The organism is Lachnoanaerobaculum saburreum DSM 3986 (assembly GCF_000185385.1).
GTDB lineage: Bacteria > Bacillota > Clostridia > Lachnospirales > Lachnospiraceae > Lachnoanaerobaculum > Lachnoanaerobaculum saburreum.
This window is the reverse complement of sequence record NZ_GL622296.1, coordinates 292,381-309,207: the sequence shown is the minus strand read 5'-3', so window position 1 is coordinate 309,207 and position 16,827 is coordinate 292,381. Positions and strand designations below refer to the sequence as shown.

Genomic DNA, 16,827 nt, shown 5'->3' with positions numbered 1-16,827 from the left:
TTTAAGATTTTTATTTAACAGCAGGTTCGGTTATATGTTTATGTACAGGTATTCTATCAAAGTATAAGTAGACATGGCATTATTTAGTGCTATAAATTGAGAGGAATTCTTGGTTTGTAGCATCCTTTACTAATTAAAAAAGTTATTCCATATTTGTTATGAAGTCAGAGATTATACTATTTACTACTTTTGCCTTAGTTATAGGTTTTTGCAAATATGGAATCAAGTATTAAAGATATAAGACGACAGAAAACCATCTATCGTCTTTTTTTGCCAATCTTTAAAGAATAGATAACTTGAACCGTACAATCATACAGTATCAAATTCATCAATATAATATCATATGTTTGTGTACTTTCCTTCACCTAAGCTTCACCTCTATTGCCCCCATCTTTGCCGTTTCATAGATAATACAACCTTTTTCTCTCAAGGTATCCAAAGTTTTAGGGCTTGGATGACCGTAGTGATTGTTTTTTCCATATGATATCACGGCATAGGTCGGACTTACATTCTCAATAAAGGCTTTTAGAGAAGAATTCTTTGAGCCATGATGTGCCACCTTTAATATATCAACCTTTCCGATATTCCCATATTTTAGAATACTCTCCTCACTCCCCTTGCCTATATCCCCTGTAAACAACAGTCTTTTATCAAAAGCTTCTATAATAAAGGTCTGGCTCTGCTCATTCACATTTTCCTTAGGGCTCTTATCAGGCCACAGACAGTCAATCTTTAGATGCCCCAGTTTTAAATGGTCTCCTCTGCTTAGATACATCACATTAGTTCCGCTGTTTATCGCCTTTTGTTTTAATTCATCATATGAATCATCATTCATTGCCTGATACGGCAAATACAAATTTTTAATCCTTATATCACTGTCAAGCAGATACAATACCCCGCTTATATGATCAATATCTGAATGTGTGACAAAGGACATTTCAATATCATCCACACCCTTATATAATAAAAACGGTTCCATAGTATACTCCCCCAGTGAAAGCTTCGATGTACTGCCGCAATCTATCAAAATATCCATATCATCAACATGCATATAGATACCGTCTCCCTGACCTACGTCCAAATAAACCACCTCATCATTTTTAAAAAACGGAAATAAAATAAAAACAGACGGAATACAAAGCAGCAAAATAACCCTTTTTCGCTTAAATATTGACAAAGTTGCAACTATCGCCAAGACAGTATAATAAATTAAAATCTGTGTAAACTCCGGTCTGCCGAAAACAATCCTATGATACGGTAAATGACTTGCCGCAGTACAGATAAACTCATAGAAGTTTAGAATACACACTGCTATTAAGCCGATATACTTATACAAAAACAAACTCATCATATTCAGCACCAGTGATAATATTGCAGAGTACAGTACAAAGCTCATCAGCGGTATCGCCACGATATTTAATAAAAATGCATATACCGGAAAACTGTAAAAATAGTATAAAACCAAAGGTAAGGTCAAAACCTGAACTCCGACACTTACAAGTATAATTTCAAAAATTTTTTCACTACAGCTTTTCTTTGCTTTTTTCAACTTCTTCAGTACAAATGCCAGCACTCCACCCAAACTAAGTACCGCCCCAAAAGAAAGTTGAAAGCCGACTCCAAAAACTTCAAACGGAGACATCAAACATATAGCCGTTGCACTGATACAAAGGGCTGATATAAGACAATAACTTCTTCCAAGCACTTCTGCAATAAAATAAAGTACAAGCATAGACCCTGCTCTTGCAATACTTACACCGTCACCTACCAAAAGCCCGTAAAACAGTAGGAATATACTTGAAAAACTTGCCGAAAATAAAAAGCTTCTTTGCAATACTTTCCTTAAAAGCTTATAAAGTCCTATTCCAAGCAGTGACACATGAAGACCTGAAATAGCCAGCAGATGTGCAATCCCGTTTTTTTGATACATTTTATAAACATCTCTGTCAAGGTCGGCTCTTACACCAAGTATAATCGCCTTTATAAGTCCTGCATTTTTACTATCAAAGATACTGTCTATTCTTCTTATCAGATATTGCCTCAGATTAAAGAAAAACTGACCTGCAAAATCATAGCTTTTATCCACAACAGTATACTTTTTCACTGCCATTTTACAGTATATACTTTTTGTTCTATAGTAGCTTTTTGCATCTAACTCTCCGGGATTGCTGCCTGAACTTATCTGCTCCGCCTTTCCATAAAAGCACACCTTATTGCCTATATGAATATCTCCATCAAACTTATCTGCATCAAGATAATATATCATACCTTTTGATGTAAAAATCACTCTGTCATCCTTAAAGCTGATACTTTTTATATTTCCGCAAATACCGCTATTTTCTTTTACATTGTTCATATTCTGTGATACAAATTCTTTTTCAAACCGGATTTCATACTTGATTCTAAGCGTGAAAATACTGAATACAATAAAGAATATCAGAATATATATTTTTTTAATTTGAATTGCTTTTTTGAATACCAATATAAAACAGACCGAAACCGGGATGACACAAATCACCCCAAGTTTCAGTATACTTATATAATACCCCAAAAGCTCTCCAAGCAAACAGGCCGTTACTATAAGTATACATGGTCTTCTCATTATTTTTCCTCTTTTACATAGTCAAGATTTCTCTCTACAGAAGTTCCTAAAGAAATCGAATTATAATTTTTATCAGATTTTCCGTTTACCAATATCTGCACACGTGTTATATTCGGCAGTTCTGAAAGTGAATCTACTATTGAATATATTGTAATACTGTCCAGCACATCAGGCAATGCATTTAAAAAGCCTTCATCAAAATTTACATAACATATACCCTCATTTACAGTGACACTGATAACCTTTGTATCACTCGGGATAGTTGCCTTAAGCCCTGCTGTCTTCGGACCTTTCATAAGCTCATCTACAATAAGTTTTTCCTTTGAGGTATTCATATCATAGAATATATCTCTGGTCTCAGCTACCAGCTTTGTACCTGCATCATCAGAAAAATACAGTGTCAGTGTAGCTTTTTCAAAGCTGTTTACATTTGATATGCTGTTTATAAAATTGCTTGAACTTATCAGTCCGACATTCTCTCCCAGTGCATTAAACAGCGGCTGATCTCCACAACGGATACTTATATAATCTATTCCGTCTATCTGTGTCAAAGTCTTTGCCAAAGCCGCTCTTGCAAGTACCTCTCTGCTGATATCCATTCCCTGATAATTGGTATCAAAGTTTAGATACAGTATATTGCCGTCTCTATCAAAACCTTGATAGGTCACTTTGTCAGGTAATGCACTTAATGCCTCAAGATCATCAGGTACCTTCAAAAACTGTGACATCAGTTCATCTACCAAACCGTCCATATCATTACTTGGAAGTGAAGCTGTATATCTGTTTTCAACCAGTTTATCCGTTGCAGTATTTATATAGTAGACATAGTACTCGTTTTCTGAAAGAGGTCTTTCTTCTTTTTTCTTACAGGCTGTGAGAGTAAAGGAAAATACTATCATCAAAAAAAGTAAAATTTTATTTTTCACTTTTTATCCCTCCTTTTTACATGATTTAGAGGAATTCTGACTGTGAATGTTGTCCCCTCGCCTTCTTTACTGGACACCTTTATAATTCCGTCATGTAGATGTACTACATTTCTGGTAATTGCAAGCCCAAGTCCTGTACCGCCTGTTTGTCTTGATCTTGCCTTGTCGATACGATAAAATCTTTCAAAGATAAGATCCTGATACTCCGGTGCAATACCGTCTCCCGAATCCTTTACCTGAATATAGAAGAACTTGTGATCCTCATCAATACTTACCTTTACAAAACCGCCGTCCTTATTATACTTGACAGCATTTTCTATCAGATTGTTAACAGCAAGTGAAAGCTTGGTCTCGTCCACATCTGCACTCACTTCTCTGACAGTTTCAAATGTCAGCTCAATATCTCTTTTATCCGCTATAGGTCTTAGGCGTTTTAATATCTGCTTTATAAGCTGATTGATATCAACCTGCTCGGTCACAAGTGTATTGGCGGCCTTGTCAAGTTTTACAAGTGACAAAAGGTCATCTATTATCTTTGCCTCTCTGTCTATTTCATCTGAAATATCATGCATAAACTCCGCATACATCCCGTTCGGTACATTTTCCATACCCATCAATGAATCCGCCAAAACTCTTATTGATGTGATAGGTGTCTTTAACTCATGTGACACATTTGCCACAAACTCATCTCTTGACTTATCTATTGCCTGAAGCTTTGCTAGTGTTGTTTTGATATTCTCAGATATAGACTTTGTAAGCTTATACTCATTATGTTCCAGCTTTTGATCAATCTTTCCGTATCCGATACTTGCTATATCATCTCTAAGCTTTATCAGCGGTCTAAGCAGTCGATTTGCTATTACCACAGACAGTACTACAACTATCGCAGTCAGTGTAATATATAAAAACCGCTCGGTATTGCCCACTCCCTCCGCTACTGCAACCAGATTGTCGGTAGATGCGATAAACAGTAAAACACCGTTTATCTCTTTATTGTCAATAGTCTCATATATGGGCATTGTCTGCAAGATATATGATTTTTGTCTGTTATAGATATTTGTATTCGTGCCGTTAAAGGTATCTATTATCTCAGGTGCAATATTTATCTTTCCGTTTGCCAGATTGAAAGTGTCTACAATAGTATTATATGACCTGTCTATAACAACTATTCTGCCGCCATAGATTTCCGCTACCGTATCTATCTCTGAATTAAGGCTTTCTCTCTCTTTCGGATCTTCTAAAAAATTACCTCTGGTCAACTTATTGCTAAGCATAAGTCCCTTTGTCTGCAACTCTATTTTTCTGGCATCAATCCTTGAAGAAAGATTGGTACGACTTACAATCCTTCCGTATATATAAATAGGCATAGTACCGAACATTATAAATACTATTGTAAGAAGCACTTTCAAGCTTACAGGCGGCAGTCTAAGCTCAAATTTTTTCTTTTCCGCATCCATATTTAATCTATACTTATCTTTCTTGCAACAGCTATAGCCACTGTTCCGGGGCCTATATGTGTAGCAACGGAAAGTGACAGATTCACTATATCCACCTTACCGAACTCCGCCTCCAACTCCGTAGCAAACTCTTTTGCAAAATCAAGACCTCCATACTGTGCTATCATTATTCTTGAATCCTTACACATAGGGTCAAAAAGTCTTTCACGTAAATCCTTTTTTATTGCATCTACCATTATCTGCTTTGCCTGCTTAAATGTCCTTGCCTTTGCATATGCATCAATTTTTCCTTCATGGAGCTGAAGCACCGGCTTTATCTTTAAAAACGAGGCAAGTGCGGCCGCCATAGGCGTTATTCTGCCTCCCTTTTTCAAATATTTTATATCACTGACAACTACATAAATACCCGACTTACAAGCATCGGCTTCAAGCTTCTCTTTTATTTTATCAGGGGTAAATCCTGCATCAAGCAAGTTAAGTGCGTCAAGTCCGGCACTTATCTGTGTGATTGATATTCTCTTATTATCTACCACAAAAACCCTGCCTAAATATTCGTCCTCACTTGCAAGCATAGTAGCCGTATCACATGAGCCTGAAAGTCCGGATGTCATAGGTATATGTATTATATCATCATATGTCTTTAAAAGTTCATCCCAAAGACTCATTACATTTTCCGGAGACGGCTGTGAAGTAACTATATCTGCACCGCTTTCCTGTTTTTTCAAAAACTCGTCATATGTTATATCTATACCGTCCAAGTATTCTTTGCCGTCAATCATAAACGGCATCGGTAAAATATACAACCCATATTTTTTTGCCTCTTCTTTGGTCAAACCGCAATTACTGTCTAATACAACTGCTGTACTCATTAGCCCTTATCCTTACCCTTTGCTATTTCATCTATTACATTATTTTTTATCATATCATCTATGATTTTTTCGCCGCTTCTATTGCCGTTTTTTGCCTCATTTTCTTCCATCTTTGCATGCAGTACATAAACGGCACATACAGCTGCAAGTATAAAAATAAGTATTATAAATCTAATCATTTTACCACTTCTTTTATTACCCTCAATGCATTTTTATATGTTATATTTTCAATAAGACTTTGGCTAAACCCCTCTCTTTCCATTGCATCAATCAAACTCTCTGTTCCTGAAGCATCCTTCCACTCAAGAGTACCGTCAAAGCCGTCATAGTCCGAACCGAGTGCTGCAAACTCACCTCCCCCGACTTTTACCATATACTTTAACATCTCAACGGCATCCTCTATATAAGCTTTTTTCTCTCTGTTTGAAAAATCCCCCGATAAAAATTCAGGATAAAAATTAAGTCCGGCTATACAACCTCTGTCCGCCATCTTTTTTATCATCTCATCTGTAAGATTTCTTACATGGTTGCAAACCGCTCTGGCATTTGAATGACTTGCAACAAAAGGCTTCTTTGCCATATCTATTATATCATAAATTCCGGCATCCGACAGATGTGAAACATCTATAATCATTCCCAGTTCTTCCATCTTTTCTACAACTTCAAAACCGAAAGGCTTTAATCCGTTATCCAAATCCGGAACATATCTTACAAATTCACCGTTTTCAGTTATTCTCTTATTTCCAAAACCGATAGAGTTTTCAAAGTTCCATGTGAGGGTCATCATTCTAACGCCTCTTTTATAGAAATTCTCAAGCTTCTCTATACTTCCCTCTATTGCCTCTCCCTCTTCAATTGTCAAAAAGGCTGATATCTTTTTATTATCAATATTCTTTAAAATATCATCATAACTTTTTGCAAAATCAATCTCACTTTGATTTTTCTTTATCTCTTCTTCATATAAATCTATCAGACTGTTTACATACTTATATGGTGCAGAGATATCTGAAATACAGGTAAACATTGCAAAGCACTGCAAAATCACATTTGAGTTTTTCAGTTTCTTTATATCAATCATCAGGTTGTTTTCTTTCAGAGTGAGTTTTTTTCTATATATTTCACTTATTGTATCACAATGTAAATCTGCTGTCATACTACTCCTTTTTTAAGTCCTTATGCCACCACTTTCCGGATACAAACCTGTATACGAAGTTGGATGATCTGAAAACCCAATCTATTATCATTGCACACCACACGCCTATAGCTCCTATTTTAAATACCTTGGCTATAAACAGTGATGTACCGAATCTGAATACTGCCATTGAAAAGAGGCTTACGCTCATTGTAAACTTAACATCGCTTCCTGCCCTTAATGCATTCGGCAATATAAAACTTAGCGGCCATATAAATATGGCAACACCCATATGTATCCATACCAATATTGCAGTAAGTTCCTTTGTAGCATCAGATACATTATATATTGAAATAAATATATTTTGGAAAATAAAAATAACCACAGCCGGTATCAAAATCGCCAAGTATCCTATAAACATAAGTTTCTTTACATAATACCTTGCTTCTTTATAATTACCGGCACCTACACAGCGCCCTATTACAGTTATCATAGCGATACTAAGTGCATTGCCCATATTTACACCAAGACCGTCTATATTGTTGGCAATGGCATTGGCGGCTATCTGAGTCCTGCCGAAGTTTGAGATAATAGAGACAACCGCCACCCTTCCTACCTGAAATAATGAATTTTCTATACCTGAAGGTATACCTATGTAGAGAATCCTTCTCATAAAGTTCATCTGTACACTGAAGACTTCCTTTATCTTTAAATAAACAAGTGCATTCTTATTATTGGATGCAAGCAAAGTTACAACTACGGCAGCCACTCCTCTGGATACCACACTTGGTATAGCTACTCCCGCTACTCCAAGATGCAACTTAAATACACCTATATAATTGCCTACAACATTTATTACATTCATAAGTATACTTACCTTCATAGAAGTCTTGGAATCTCCTATACTTCTGTATATGGCGGCACCCGAATTATATATTGCAAGCATCGGAAAACTTATTGCGGTTATTATAAGATACTTCTTACATGCGGCAAACACCTCATTGTCTATATTTCCAAATAGAAAAGATATCAGCGGATGTGCAAATATTATAGTAAATATCGATATAAAAAGTGCAACTGAAAATGCCATAAGTTCAAGCTGTGCCGCAGCCATACATGCATCCTCATGCTTTTTTGCTCCTATAAACTGGCTGATCACCACTGCACCGCCTGTAGCAAGTGCAGCCAGCAGTGATATTATTACATTGTTTACCATATCAACAAGTGATACTCCTGATACCGCCGCCTCACCTGCAAAGCTTACCATTACAGTATCCGACATTCCTACTGTAATTGCCAAAAACTGTTCTATAATAAGAGGAACTATAAGTATCTTTAAGTCCTTATTACTAAACATTTTTCCGATATATTTTTTATTATCCTGTAACATATGGTCTACCTGCAGCCTTTTATAAGTTTTCACTCACCAGTAAATATCCTGAATGCGGTTCTATTTCGAAGTTTAAATATCCGTTGTCATTAATATATGTCACTCTGCCCACATTGTAGCCGACCTTATTTGTATAGATTACCCTGCTTATAACCGCATTGTCTCTCATTCCGGTCAAATACAGCGGAATATCTGTTTTTGCGGTATATTCTCCGGCATTAATGATAACAACCGAGATATTGTCCTTTAAAACTCTGGCATAGCATACTACTCCTCCGGTCGATATAAGTCTTATCAGCGAACCTGTTTTCAATTCTTTTCTGATTCTATGCCATTTATTCACATATCTGTGATACTCTAAAAGCTCAAGATTTTCATTACCCCATGGATATGTTCTCCTGTTGTCCGGATCTGTAAAACCGCACACTCCTACCTCATCCCCATAGTAAACGGTAGGGGCTCCCGGAAGAGTTATCTGCATCATTATAGCCTGTCTCATAACTTCAAGTTTTACACCGCTTTCTGCATCCTCAGACTTATGGCTGTTTATTCTTCCAACAATGCCGTTGGTTCTTGTAAGAAATCTGGAGTGATCATGGTTTGAAAGTTGAATCATTGATACCAGTATTGAATCATACGGCATCTTTCCCAGTGCATTTTTTAACATAAGAAAGAACGCGTCCGCATTTCCTTTTAAATTCATATCCTCTCTGTCTGAATGCTTTTCAAGTCCGGTCAAAAACCAGCTTACCGGCTCCATAAAACCGTCATAGTTCATTACACCGTCCCAACACTTGCCGTCCAGCCAAAAGCTCGGATCCCCGTAATGCTCTGCAAGAATCACCGCATCATTGTTGGCGCTCTTTACCGCCCCTCTGAACATAGACCAGAATATATGATTAAACTCATGGCTGTAGCCCAAATCCGCCGCAACATCCAGCCTCCATCCGTCTACATTAAAAGGCGGTGACACCCATTTTTTTGCTATATTAAGCACCTCATCTACAAGTTTTTTACTGTTCTCATAGTAAAGTTTAGGCAGAGTATCATGCCCCCACCATCCGTCATATTCATCTCCGATAAAGTTGAAATATGACCTGAACTCACTTTCCTTTGACCAGTACGCACCTATAGGATATTTGTCATCCGCTCTTTTATATATACCTTCTTTGTCCATCCACTTGTTAAATGAGCCGCAGTGATTGAACACACCGTCAATTATAACTTTAATATTTCTCTTATGTGCTTCTTCTACAAGCTTTATAAACAACTCATTACTTGCCTCAAGGTTTTTCTTACTTGTAACCCTCTTTACATACTTAACGGCGTTCTTATTGTCAGTATCATATTCTCCAAGCACTCCGTCGGCATCCTCCACTATCACACCTATATGCGGGTCAATATAGTCATAGTCCTGTGTGTCATACTTGTGATTGGAAGGCGATACAAAGAGAGGGTTAAAGTAAATCACCTCAACCCCAAAGTCCCTTAAGTAGTCCAATTTTTGCAAAACTCCTGCCAAGTCTCCGCCATAGAAGTACCCCACATCAAAGTTTGAAGGATACTCATTCCAATTCTCCTTATGCTTTACAGGCAAACCTATATAGATATATTCATCATCTACAACATCATTTGTCTCATCCCCGCGGTTGAACCTGTCTATAAATATCTGATACATCAAAGCACCCTTTGCCCAATCCGGCAAAGTAAAGTTTTTGTTGTATTCAAATAATGCATCTTCTTTTAAATAGTCTGTGATGCCGAATCTCGTAAAAAATAAAGTGTTTTTACCGTCAATTATTTTAAAATAATATTTTAAATAATCTCTGTCCTCCAAATCCGCATAGTAGAAGTCAAAGTGCTCACTTGACCTGAGCTTTGACATCACTACCTCACTACCGTCACGGTGATCTACCAATATAATATCCGGCTTATCATCCTTAAAAATTCTTATCTGTATTCTTATATTCTGTCTATTCTTAAGGCTTTGCATTGATACATACTCAATTGTTTCATCACTAAAAATACCTTCAATATTCATCTAAAACAATGCCTCAAATTCTTCAAAACCTATTTTTTCTTTTTCTATAAGAAGAGCCGCACATGCATCAAGTACATATTTTCTCTTCAATATTATCTCCTTTGCTTTTTTATGGCAGTCATTAATAATATTTCTGACTTCCTCATCTATCATATTTGCAGTCGCTTCACTATATGATTTTGTCTGACCGAAGTCCCTTCCTATAAAAATCTCATCGCCTTCATTGCCATAATTTACAAGTCCCGCTCTCTCGTTCATACCGAATTCCATCACCATTGCTCTTGCTACACCGGTTGCCTGCTTTATATCCGAGCTTGCACCTGTTGTAATATCTCCAAAGATGATTTCTTCCGCTATTCTTCCTCCAAGGCTGACCATGATATCATTCAGCATCTTTGATTTGGTATTAAATATCTGATCCTCACCGGGTAGCGGCATAGTATATCCTGCGGCACTCACGCCTGTAGGTATAATGGAAATGGTGTGTACAGGTCCTACGCCCTCCAGCTCTCTAAACAGTATGGCATGCCCCGCCTCATGATATGCAGTGATTGACTTTTCCTTCTCACTTACTATCCTTGATTTTTTCTCGGTACCTATTCCCACTTTTATAAATGCCTTATTTATATCATCAGCCGATATAAACACCTTGCCCTCTCTTGCAGAAAGTATTGCCGCCTCATTCATCAGATTTTCAAGGTCTGCACCTGTAAATCCGGAAGTCTGTCTTGCTACTGAATGTAAATCCACATCATCACCCAAAGGCTTTGATGCAACATGTATCCTTAAGATTGCCTCTCTGGCAGCCACATCCGGTCTGCCTACTGCCACTTTTCTGTCAAATCTTCCCGGTCTGAGTAATGCCGGGTCAAGTATGTCCACTCTGTTTGTAGCCGCCATCACTATAATACCCTGATTGCCTGCAAAGCCGTCCATCTCTACAAGAAGCTGATTTAAAGTCTGCTCCCTCTCATCATGGCTTCCGCCAAGTCCGGAACCTCTTCTTCTGCCTACCGCATCTATCTCGTCTATAAATATAATACATGGTGCATTCTTCTTGGCATCCTCAAAGAGGTCTCTTACTCTGCTTGCACCTACACCTACAAACATCTCTACAAAGTCGGAACCTGATATTGTAAAAAACGGAACTCCCGCCTCTCCTGCCACCGCCTTTGCCAAAAGTGTCTTTCCTGTTCCGGGAGGTCCTACAAGGATTATTCCTTTAGGGATTCTTGCACCAAGTCTTGTATATTTACCCGGGTCTTTTAAAAAGTCTACCACCTCCGCAAGTTCTTCCTTCTCTTCTTCAAGTCCTGCCACCTTTGTAAAGTTCACATTAGTTGACTTTACAATCTTTGCCCTGCTTTTTCCGAAGTTCATCATCTTATTGCCGCCGGCACTGCCGCCTGCCGCCATTCTGCTGTTCATATACATCATAAAGAATATTATCATGACCGCAGTCAACCCTATCGGCAATATGGTATTGGTGAATACGCTGTCTCTCGGAACATCATCCAGTATATATGTAATGTTTTTTACTTTAAGTTCCTTTGTAAACTCATTTACATCAGATACAAAGTAATGCACCTCAGCCTTTTTAAATTGTTCCTGACCGTTAAAGTGAATGATAGCCTCACCTGTAGGAGTCTGTGAATTCTGTCTTATCTCTACCAATGAAATATTGTTTTCTTCAACCACTTTTTCAAACTGCTTTGAATCCAGTTTTACAGTGCTGAACTGATTACCCATGTTAAAAATAAGCCAAACTACAAGTGCTACAACAAATAGTAAGAAAAACATTCTTACCGGATTATCTACTCTTTTCATCTTGCTCCAATCTAGTCTGAGAGTTCCATAACTCCGATATACGGTAAGTTCCTATATCTTTGGTCATAATCAAGTCCATATCCCACAACAAACCTGTCCTCTATTTCAAAACATACATAATCTACAAATACATCCTTTTTCTCTCTTCTTGAAGGCTTGTCAAGCAGTGTGCATAATTTGATAGACTTCGGACCTCTCTTTTTTAATATATCTATCAGATATGACAATGTATTTCCGGAGTCAATAATATCCTCTACTACAAGTACATTCTTTCCGTCTATGCTGTCGTCCAAATCCTTTATTATCTTTACAACTCCGGAACTCTTTGTCTCTGAACCGTAGCTTGATACACTCATAAAATCAAGTCTTACACTTAAATTCAGTCTCCTTGCCAGATCACACATAAACATGACACCGCCCTTTAAGACACATATAAGTGTAAGTTCTTCACCCTCATAGTCCTTATTGATTCTATCTGCAATCTCCAAGATTCTATTATGGATTTCATTCTCAGATATCAATATATCCACTTTCTCTTTCATATTAATCTCCTAATACTTCTATTTTATTACCTCTATTTTCAAAACTTTGTTTGTATATAAATCCACTTTGTAAAGTTCACTGATCCTGTCAAGTCCCACAGTGTAATCAAGTGAATCATCTCCTTTGAATATCCATATCACTTCAGAGCCGATTGCAAGCAGTATATGCTTTTTTCTGATACTTGCAGGTATCTTTTCATCTGTGAAAAGCTTTTTTATCGCCTTTTTACCGCTCTTTATCCGGATAAAGTCACTACTCCAACATTCTCTGACTTTGATATTTTCTTCTATAAATTTTAAAATATTGTCCTTGCCCACAGTACTGTTTACACATAAGGACCTACCGGTATATTTTACTATATCTCTAAGGACTTTGTCAAAATCAAGCCACTTTATATTACCCTCACCCGGTATATCTCTCATGTTAAAATCACTGAAAACACTGTACCTTATTTCGGGTAAATTGCTTTCATTCTCTTTTTCTTCATCGCTTTCCACAAACCTTAGATGTTCATAATCATTATATACCCTTATATCATATTTCAAATCCAATCTTTTACCGGTCTCGCTTTTAGCCAATTGCCATATATCCTCTATATGCACCATTCCTATATCCTTGATACCGGAATTTTTCTCTTTTAATATCTCTTTTAGTGCATACCTTATAATATATGTGCCCAAAATATGCGGATTTTTCATCAGCTTACTTTTATTCAGCCTATACCCCGACTTGTTGGTATTTTTCAAGTTTTTTTCACAAAATTTTTGAGCCGAATCCTCAAAATACCTGTCCGCTTCATTCGCAACCATAGCGCTTTTATAAAAGTTATTGATTACATTATTATTTACATGCTCGGCTAATATCGGAAAGACCTTATTTCTTAATATATTTCTGGTATATTCGTTTTCCAGATTTGTACTGTCAGTCATATATTTAATTTTATTCTTATCCAGATATTCTTCTATCTCATCTCTTGTAAACGAAAGCAACGGTCTTATTATTCTTCCGTTTTTTGCAAGTATACCTTTAAGTCCCGATATTCCGCTTCCTCTTGTGAGATTATGCAGCATAGTCTCCGCAGTATCATTTTTATTGTGAGCAACGGCAATCTTAATTTTAGAAATATCTATTTTTTCTATCTTACTTATATCCTTTGAAACATTTTCAAAGGAATCATACCTTGCCTTTCTTCCGGCTTCTTCCTCGCTTATTTTTAACATATCCGCTACTTTTGGAATACTGTAGTGAAATGAAAAGAACTCTACATTAAGTTTTTTACAAAACTCTCTTACATAGTTTTCATCACGGCTTGCCTCCTCACCTCTGATGCCATGATTTATATGTACAACAAAAAGCCTTATTTCTAAGGCTTTTTTTAACTCATTCAGTGTATGCAACAGACAAATGGAATCTGCTCCGCCACTTACACCAAGTACTATCCTGTCTTCTTTTTCGATTAAATTGTTGTCCTTTATGAAATGACTCAATGTATCTATATTCAACATATTATTTTTCTGCCTTTATAGCAATCTCGTTCGGAAAAACCAAACCAAGTTTCTCCCTTGCCATTTCTATTATATAGCTGTCTGTCTGAACATATTTTCTTTGTTCTTCAAGCTTTTTTGCTCTTTGTTCTTCACTGTCAAGTTTTTCAACCACTTTTTGATTATATGCTTCTCTACTTGCCAGCTCTTTTTTTATACTGTTTACCTTCACTCCAAGGGCAATTGCCATAGCCAACACTACTGTTGTAACAAAAGCAATAGAAAGTTTATTTTCTAATATTCCCTTGTTTTTTTTCTTTTTTCTTGCCATAAAATTCCCCTTATAAGCTGATACAAGAATGCTGAATAATTTATGTTTTGCAATCCGATACCTCTATAATAGTATTATTTTATTCTTTTTGCAAGCCTCTATCATATCTGCCGGCCATACACTTGACTGTACTTCACCTACATGAGCCTTATTTAACAGAAGCATACAAAGTCTGCTCTGTCCGATACCTCCGCCTATAGTATATGGCAGCTCACCTGCAAGTAAGGACTTGTGGAAAGGCAAATTTTTCCTGTCTAAAGCATTTGCCTTTTTTAGCTGTGATTCCATAGCGGCTTCATCTACTCTGATACCCATACTTGAAATCTCAAGTGCACAGTTAAGGTTTTCAAACCAGAAGAGAATATCTCCGTTCAATTCCCAATCGTCATAGTCAGGTGCTCTTCCGTCATGTGGTTTGCCGTCCCCAAGAACTCCACCTATCTTTTCTACAAAGACACAGCCATGCTCCTTTGTTATAAGATTCTCTCTTTCTTTCGGCTCCTTATCCTGATACATCTTTCTAAGTTCTTCAGATGTGATAAAGAAAATATCGTCAGGCAGATGCTTTACCGCTTGTGGATACTTATACCAAACTTCATGTTCCATATGCTTGATTACCTTAAAGATAATTTTTACTGTTTCTTCCAAAACTTCAATAGTTCTGTCTTCTTTTCTTATTACCTTCTCCCAGTCCCACTGGTCTACATAGCATGAATGTAGATTGTCAAGTTCCTCATCTCTTCTTATGGCATTCATATTTGTGTAAAGTCCCTCACCCGGAGCAAAATTGTACTCACCAAGTGCCATTCTCTTCCACTTTGCAAGTGACTGAACCACTTCATACTCCTCATTCGGTATATTTAAGATATCAAATGATACAGGACGCTCAACACCGTTTAAGTTATCATTCAAACCGCTTGACTTTGATACAAACAGCGGTGCGGAAACTCTCTCCAAATTCATTTCTTTCCCAAATTCTTTTTGGAAAGTATCTCTGATGTACTTTATTGCCTCCTGAGTCTGTCTCACACTTAATATCGGGTCATAACCCTCCGGTAAAATCAATGCCATAAAAAACCTCCGTTCCGAACCTAAATTAATATTTCTTTAAAATAGACATGATAACACTAAGTATGATAATATACAAGATGCATTTTTATACTTTAACATAAAAAAACTGCCACTTTCGTGGCAGTCAAAATCATTTGATTTTTAATTATTCTATTGCTATTGTCTTTGGAGCCTGTGGCAGGCTCTCCTTTTCTTTCGGCAATGTAAGCTTCAATATACCGTTGTTGTATGAACCCTTTATATCATCCTCTGTGATGGCTTCTCCTACAAAGAAACTTCTTTCACATGAACCGAATCTTCTCTCTCTGCGGATGTATTTATCATTTTCATCCTTCTTATCATCACTCTCTTCATGCTTTGCACTGATTGTAAGATAACCGTCCTTAAGGCTTGCTGTAATCTCTTCCTTATTAAATCCTGGAAGCTCTACACTAAGCTCATAATTTCCATCAACTTCCTTAACATCGGTCTTCATACTTGGAGCCTCAAACTTATCAAATCCTTTGCCCCAAAAATTGTTGTCAAAAAACTCATCAAATAAACTGTAACTTCTCCTTGGTAATAACATATCTATATCTCCTTTTAAATTGTTTATATTATTTACTCAAACAGGATATATAAGATACATTTAACTGTTATCTATGTCCTATTTGTTATATCAGTAATATAACATATGCTATTAGCAATGTCAATAGGTGAGTGCTAATTTTTTTTAAAAATTTTAAATTTTAATCTTCCCTTACACCTTGACATTACACTTAGAATATCCTAAAATTATGTTTGCGTTTAGATTGAACTGTCCGTGTCCAGGCTTCAATATAAACTAAACTTTTGAAAGTTTAACTTTCATAAAACAAAAAGTTATTTATTTATTGGAGGTAAATGTGGCTAATATCAAATCCGCAAAGAAGAGAATTAAAGTTACTTTAGTAAGAACAGAGAGAAATAAGGCAATCAGATCAAAAGTGAAGACTGCTATTAAGAAAGTTGAGAGTGCCGTTGCGGCAAGTGATAAGCAACTTGCACAGGCCAACCTTAAGAATGCCGTTGTTGAAATTACAAAAGCGGCATCAAAAGGTGTATACCACAAGAACAATGCTTCTCGTAAGGTTGCCAGACTTTCAAAGGCTGTTGATAGTATCAACGCATAAAAT

Annotated in this window: 15 protein-coding genes; 1 reads left to right on the top strand and 14 read right to left on the bottom strand. The window is 36.8% G+C overall.

What is annotated here, in order from left to right:
- Positions 1-361: 361 nt before the first annotated feature.
- The 14 genes from HMPREF0381_RS01490 to HMPREF0381_RS01425 form a co-directional block, all read right to left on the bottom strand.
- Positions 362-2,602 carry a DNA internalization-related competence protein ComEC/Rec2 gene (locus HMPREF0381_RS01490; RefSeq protein ID WP_008750087.1) on the bottom strand — a complete coding sequence of 747 codons (2,241 nt, stop codon included), beginning with the start codon at positions 2,600-2,602 and terminating at the stop codon, positions 362-364.
- Positions 2,602-3,528, bottom strand: coding sequence for a GerMN domain-containing protein (locus tag HMPREF0381_RS01485; protein WP_008750086.1), 927 nt, complete (start codon positions 3,526-3,528; stop codon positions 2,602-2,604). Before HMPREF0381_RS01485 ends, HMPREF0381_RS01490 begins: the two co-directional genes overlap by 1 nt.
- Positions 3,525-4,985 (bottom strand): sensor histidine kinase, encoded by a 1,461-nt coding sequence (locus HMPREF0381_RS01480; RefSeq protein ID WP_008750085.1) that lies wholly within the window; start codon positions 4,983-4,985, stop codon positions 3,525-3,527. Before HMPREF0381_RS01480 ends, HMPREF0381_RS01485 begins: the two co-directional genes overlap by 4 nt.
- 2 nt (positions 4,986-4,987) lie before the next feature.
- Positions 4,988-5,854, bottom strand: coding sequence for a DegV family protein (locus HMPREF0381_RS01475; protein ID WP_008750084.1), 867 nt, complete (start codon positions 5,852-5,854; stop codon positions 4,988-4,990).
- Positions 5,854-6,033 (bottom strand): hypothetical protein, encoded by a 180-nt coding sequence (locus tag HMPREF0381_RS01470; RefSeq protein ID WP_008750083.1) that lies wholly within the window; start codon positions 6,031-6,033, stop codon positions 5,854-5,856. Before HMPREF0381_RS01470 ends, HMPREF0381_RS01475 begins: the two co-directional genes overlap by 1 nt.
- Positions 6,030-7,007, bottom strand: a complete 978-nt coding sequence (locus HMPREF0381_RS01465; RefSeq protein ID WP_008750082.1) for a dipeptidase — start codon at positions 7,005-7,007, stop codon at positions 6,030-6,032. Before HMPREF0381_RS01465 ends, HMPREF0381_RS01470 begins: the two co-directional genes overlap by 4 nt.
- Position 7,008: 1 nt before the next feature.
- A complete protein-coding gene (locus HMPREF0381_RS01460) occupies positions 7,009-8,376 on the bottom strand; it encodes an MATE family efflux transporter (protein WP_040461614.1) in 1,368 nt (455 codons plus the stop codon).
- A 19-nt stretch (positions 8,377-8,395) separates the two neighbouring features.
- Entirely contained in the window at positions 8,396-10,417 is a 2,022-nt protein-coding gene (locus HMPREF0381_RS01455; RefSeq protein WP_008750080.1) for a glycoside hydrolase family 13 protein, read from the bottom strand.
- Positions 10,418-12,244 carry an ATP-dependent zinc metalloprotease FtsH gene (gene ftsH, locus HMPREF0381_RS01450; RefSeq protein WP_008750079.1) on the bottom strand — a complete coding sequence of 609 codons (1,827 nt, stop codon included), beginning with the start codon at positions 12,242-12,244 and terminating at the stop codon, positions 10,418-10,420.
- A gap of 11 nt (positions 12,245-12,255) precedes the next feature.
- Positions 12,256-12,786: a hypoxanthine phosphoribosyltransferase gene (hpt, locus tag HMPREF0381_RS01445; RefSeq protein ID WP_008750078.1), complete on the bottom strand. Its 531-nt coding sequence runs from the start codon at positions 12,784-12,786 to the stop codon at positions 12,256-12,258.
- An 18-nt stretch (positions 12,787-12,804) separates the two neighbouring features.
- Positions 12,805-14,292 carry a tRNA lysidine(34) synthetase TilS gene (gene tilS / locus HMPREF0381_RS01440; RefSeq protein ID WP_008750077.1) on the bottom strand — a complete coding sequence of 496 codons (1,488 nt, stop codon included), beginning with the start codon at positions 14,290-14,292 and terminating at the stop codon, positions 12,805-12,807.
- A gap of 1 nt (position 14,293) precedes the next feature.
- Entirely contained in the window at positions 14,294-14,602 is a 309-nt protein-coding gene (locus HMPREF0381_RS01435) for a septum formation initiator family protein (RefSeq protein ID WP_008750076.1), read from the bottom strand.
- Between the two features lie 63 nt (positions 14,603-14,665).
- The gene (gene asnA, locus HMPREF0381_RS01430; protein WP_008750075.1) at positions 14,666-15,673 is read right to left on the bottom strand and encodes an aspartate--ammonia ligase; all 1,008 of its coding nucleotides are present in this window, start codon (positions 15,671-15,673) and stop codon (positions 14,666-14,668) included.
- A 145-nt stretch (positions 15,674-15,818) separates the two neighbouring features.
- Positions 15,819-16,241, bottom strand: a complete 423-nt coding sequence (locus HMPREF0381_RS01425) for an Hsp20/alpha crystallin family protein (RefSeq protein ID WP_008750074.1) — start codon at positions 16,239-16,241, stop codon at positions 15,819-15,821.
- A 316-nt stretch (positions 16,242-16,557) separates the two neighbouring features.
- On the opposite strand from HMPREF0381_RS01425, the gene rpsT reads away from it, so the two are divergent.
- Positions 16,558-16,824, top strand: coding sequence for a 30S ribosomal protein S20 (rpsT, locus tag HMPREF0381_RS01420; protein ID WP_008750073.1), 267 nt, complete (start codon positions 16,558-16,560; stop codon positions 16,822-16,824).
- The last annotated feature ends 3 nt before the right edge of the window (positions 16,825-16,827 follow it).

Bases quoted from the DNA above. Each gene is read 5' to 3' on its own strand.
- HMPREF0381_RS01490 (WP_008750087.1), bottom strand. From the start codon at position 2,602: ATGAGAAGACCATGTATACTTATAGTAACGGCCTGTTTGCTTGGAGAG.
- HMPREF0381_RS01480 (WP_008750085.1), bottom strand. From the start codon at position 4,985: ATGGATGCGGAAAAGAAAAAATTTGAGCTTAGACTGCCGCCTGTAAGC.
- HMPREF0381_RS01475 (WP_008750084.1), bottom strand. From the start codon at position 5,854: ATGAGTACAGCAGTTGTATTAGACAGTAATTGCGGTTTGACCAAAGAA.
- HMPREF0381_RS01470 (WP_008750083.1), bottom strand. From the start codon at position 6,033: ATGATTAGATTTATAATACTTATTTTTATACTTGCAGCTGTATGTGCC.
- HMPREF0381_RS01465 (WP_008750082.1), bottom strand. From the start codon at position 7,007: ATGACAGCAGATTTACATTGTGATACAATAAGTGAAATATATAGAAAA.
- HMPREF0381_RS01460 (WP_040461614.1), bottom strand. From the start codon at position 8,376: ATGTTACAGGATAATAAAAAATATATCGGAAAAATGTTTAGTAATAAG.
- HMPREF0381_RS01455 (WP_008750080.1), bottom strand. From the start codon at position 10,417: ATGAATATTGAAGGTATTTTTAGTGATGAAACAATTGAGTATGTATCA.
- ftsH (WP_008750079.1), bottom strand. From the start codon at position 12,244: ATGAAAAGAGTAGATAATCCGGTAAGAATGTTTTTCTTACTATTTGTT.
- hpt (WP_008750078.1), bottom strand. From the start codon at position 12,786: ATGAAAGAGAAAGTGGATATATTGATATCTGAGAATGAAATCCATAAT.
- tilS (WP_008750077.1), bottom strand. From the start codon at position 14,292: ATGTTGAATATAGATACATTGAGTCATTTCATAAAGGACAACAATTTA.
- HMPREF0381_RS01435 (WP_008750076.1), bottom strand. From the start codon at position 14,602: ATGGCAAGAAAAAAGAAAAAAAACAAGGGAATATTAGAAAATAAACTT.
- asnA (WP_008750075.1), bottom strand. From the start codon at position 15,673: ATGGCATTGATTTTACCGGAGGGTTATGACCCGATATTAAGTGTGAGA.
- HMPREF0381_RS01425 (WP_008750074.1), bottom strand. From the start codon at position 16,241: ATGTTATTACCAAGGAGAAGTTACAGTTTATTTGATGAGTTTTTTGAC.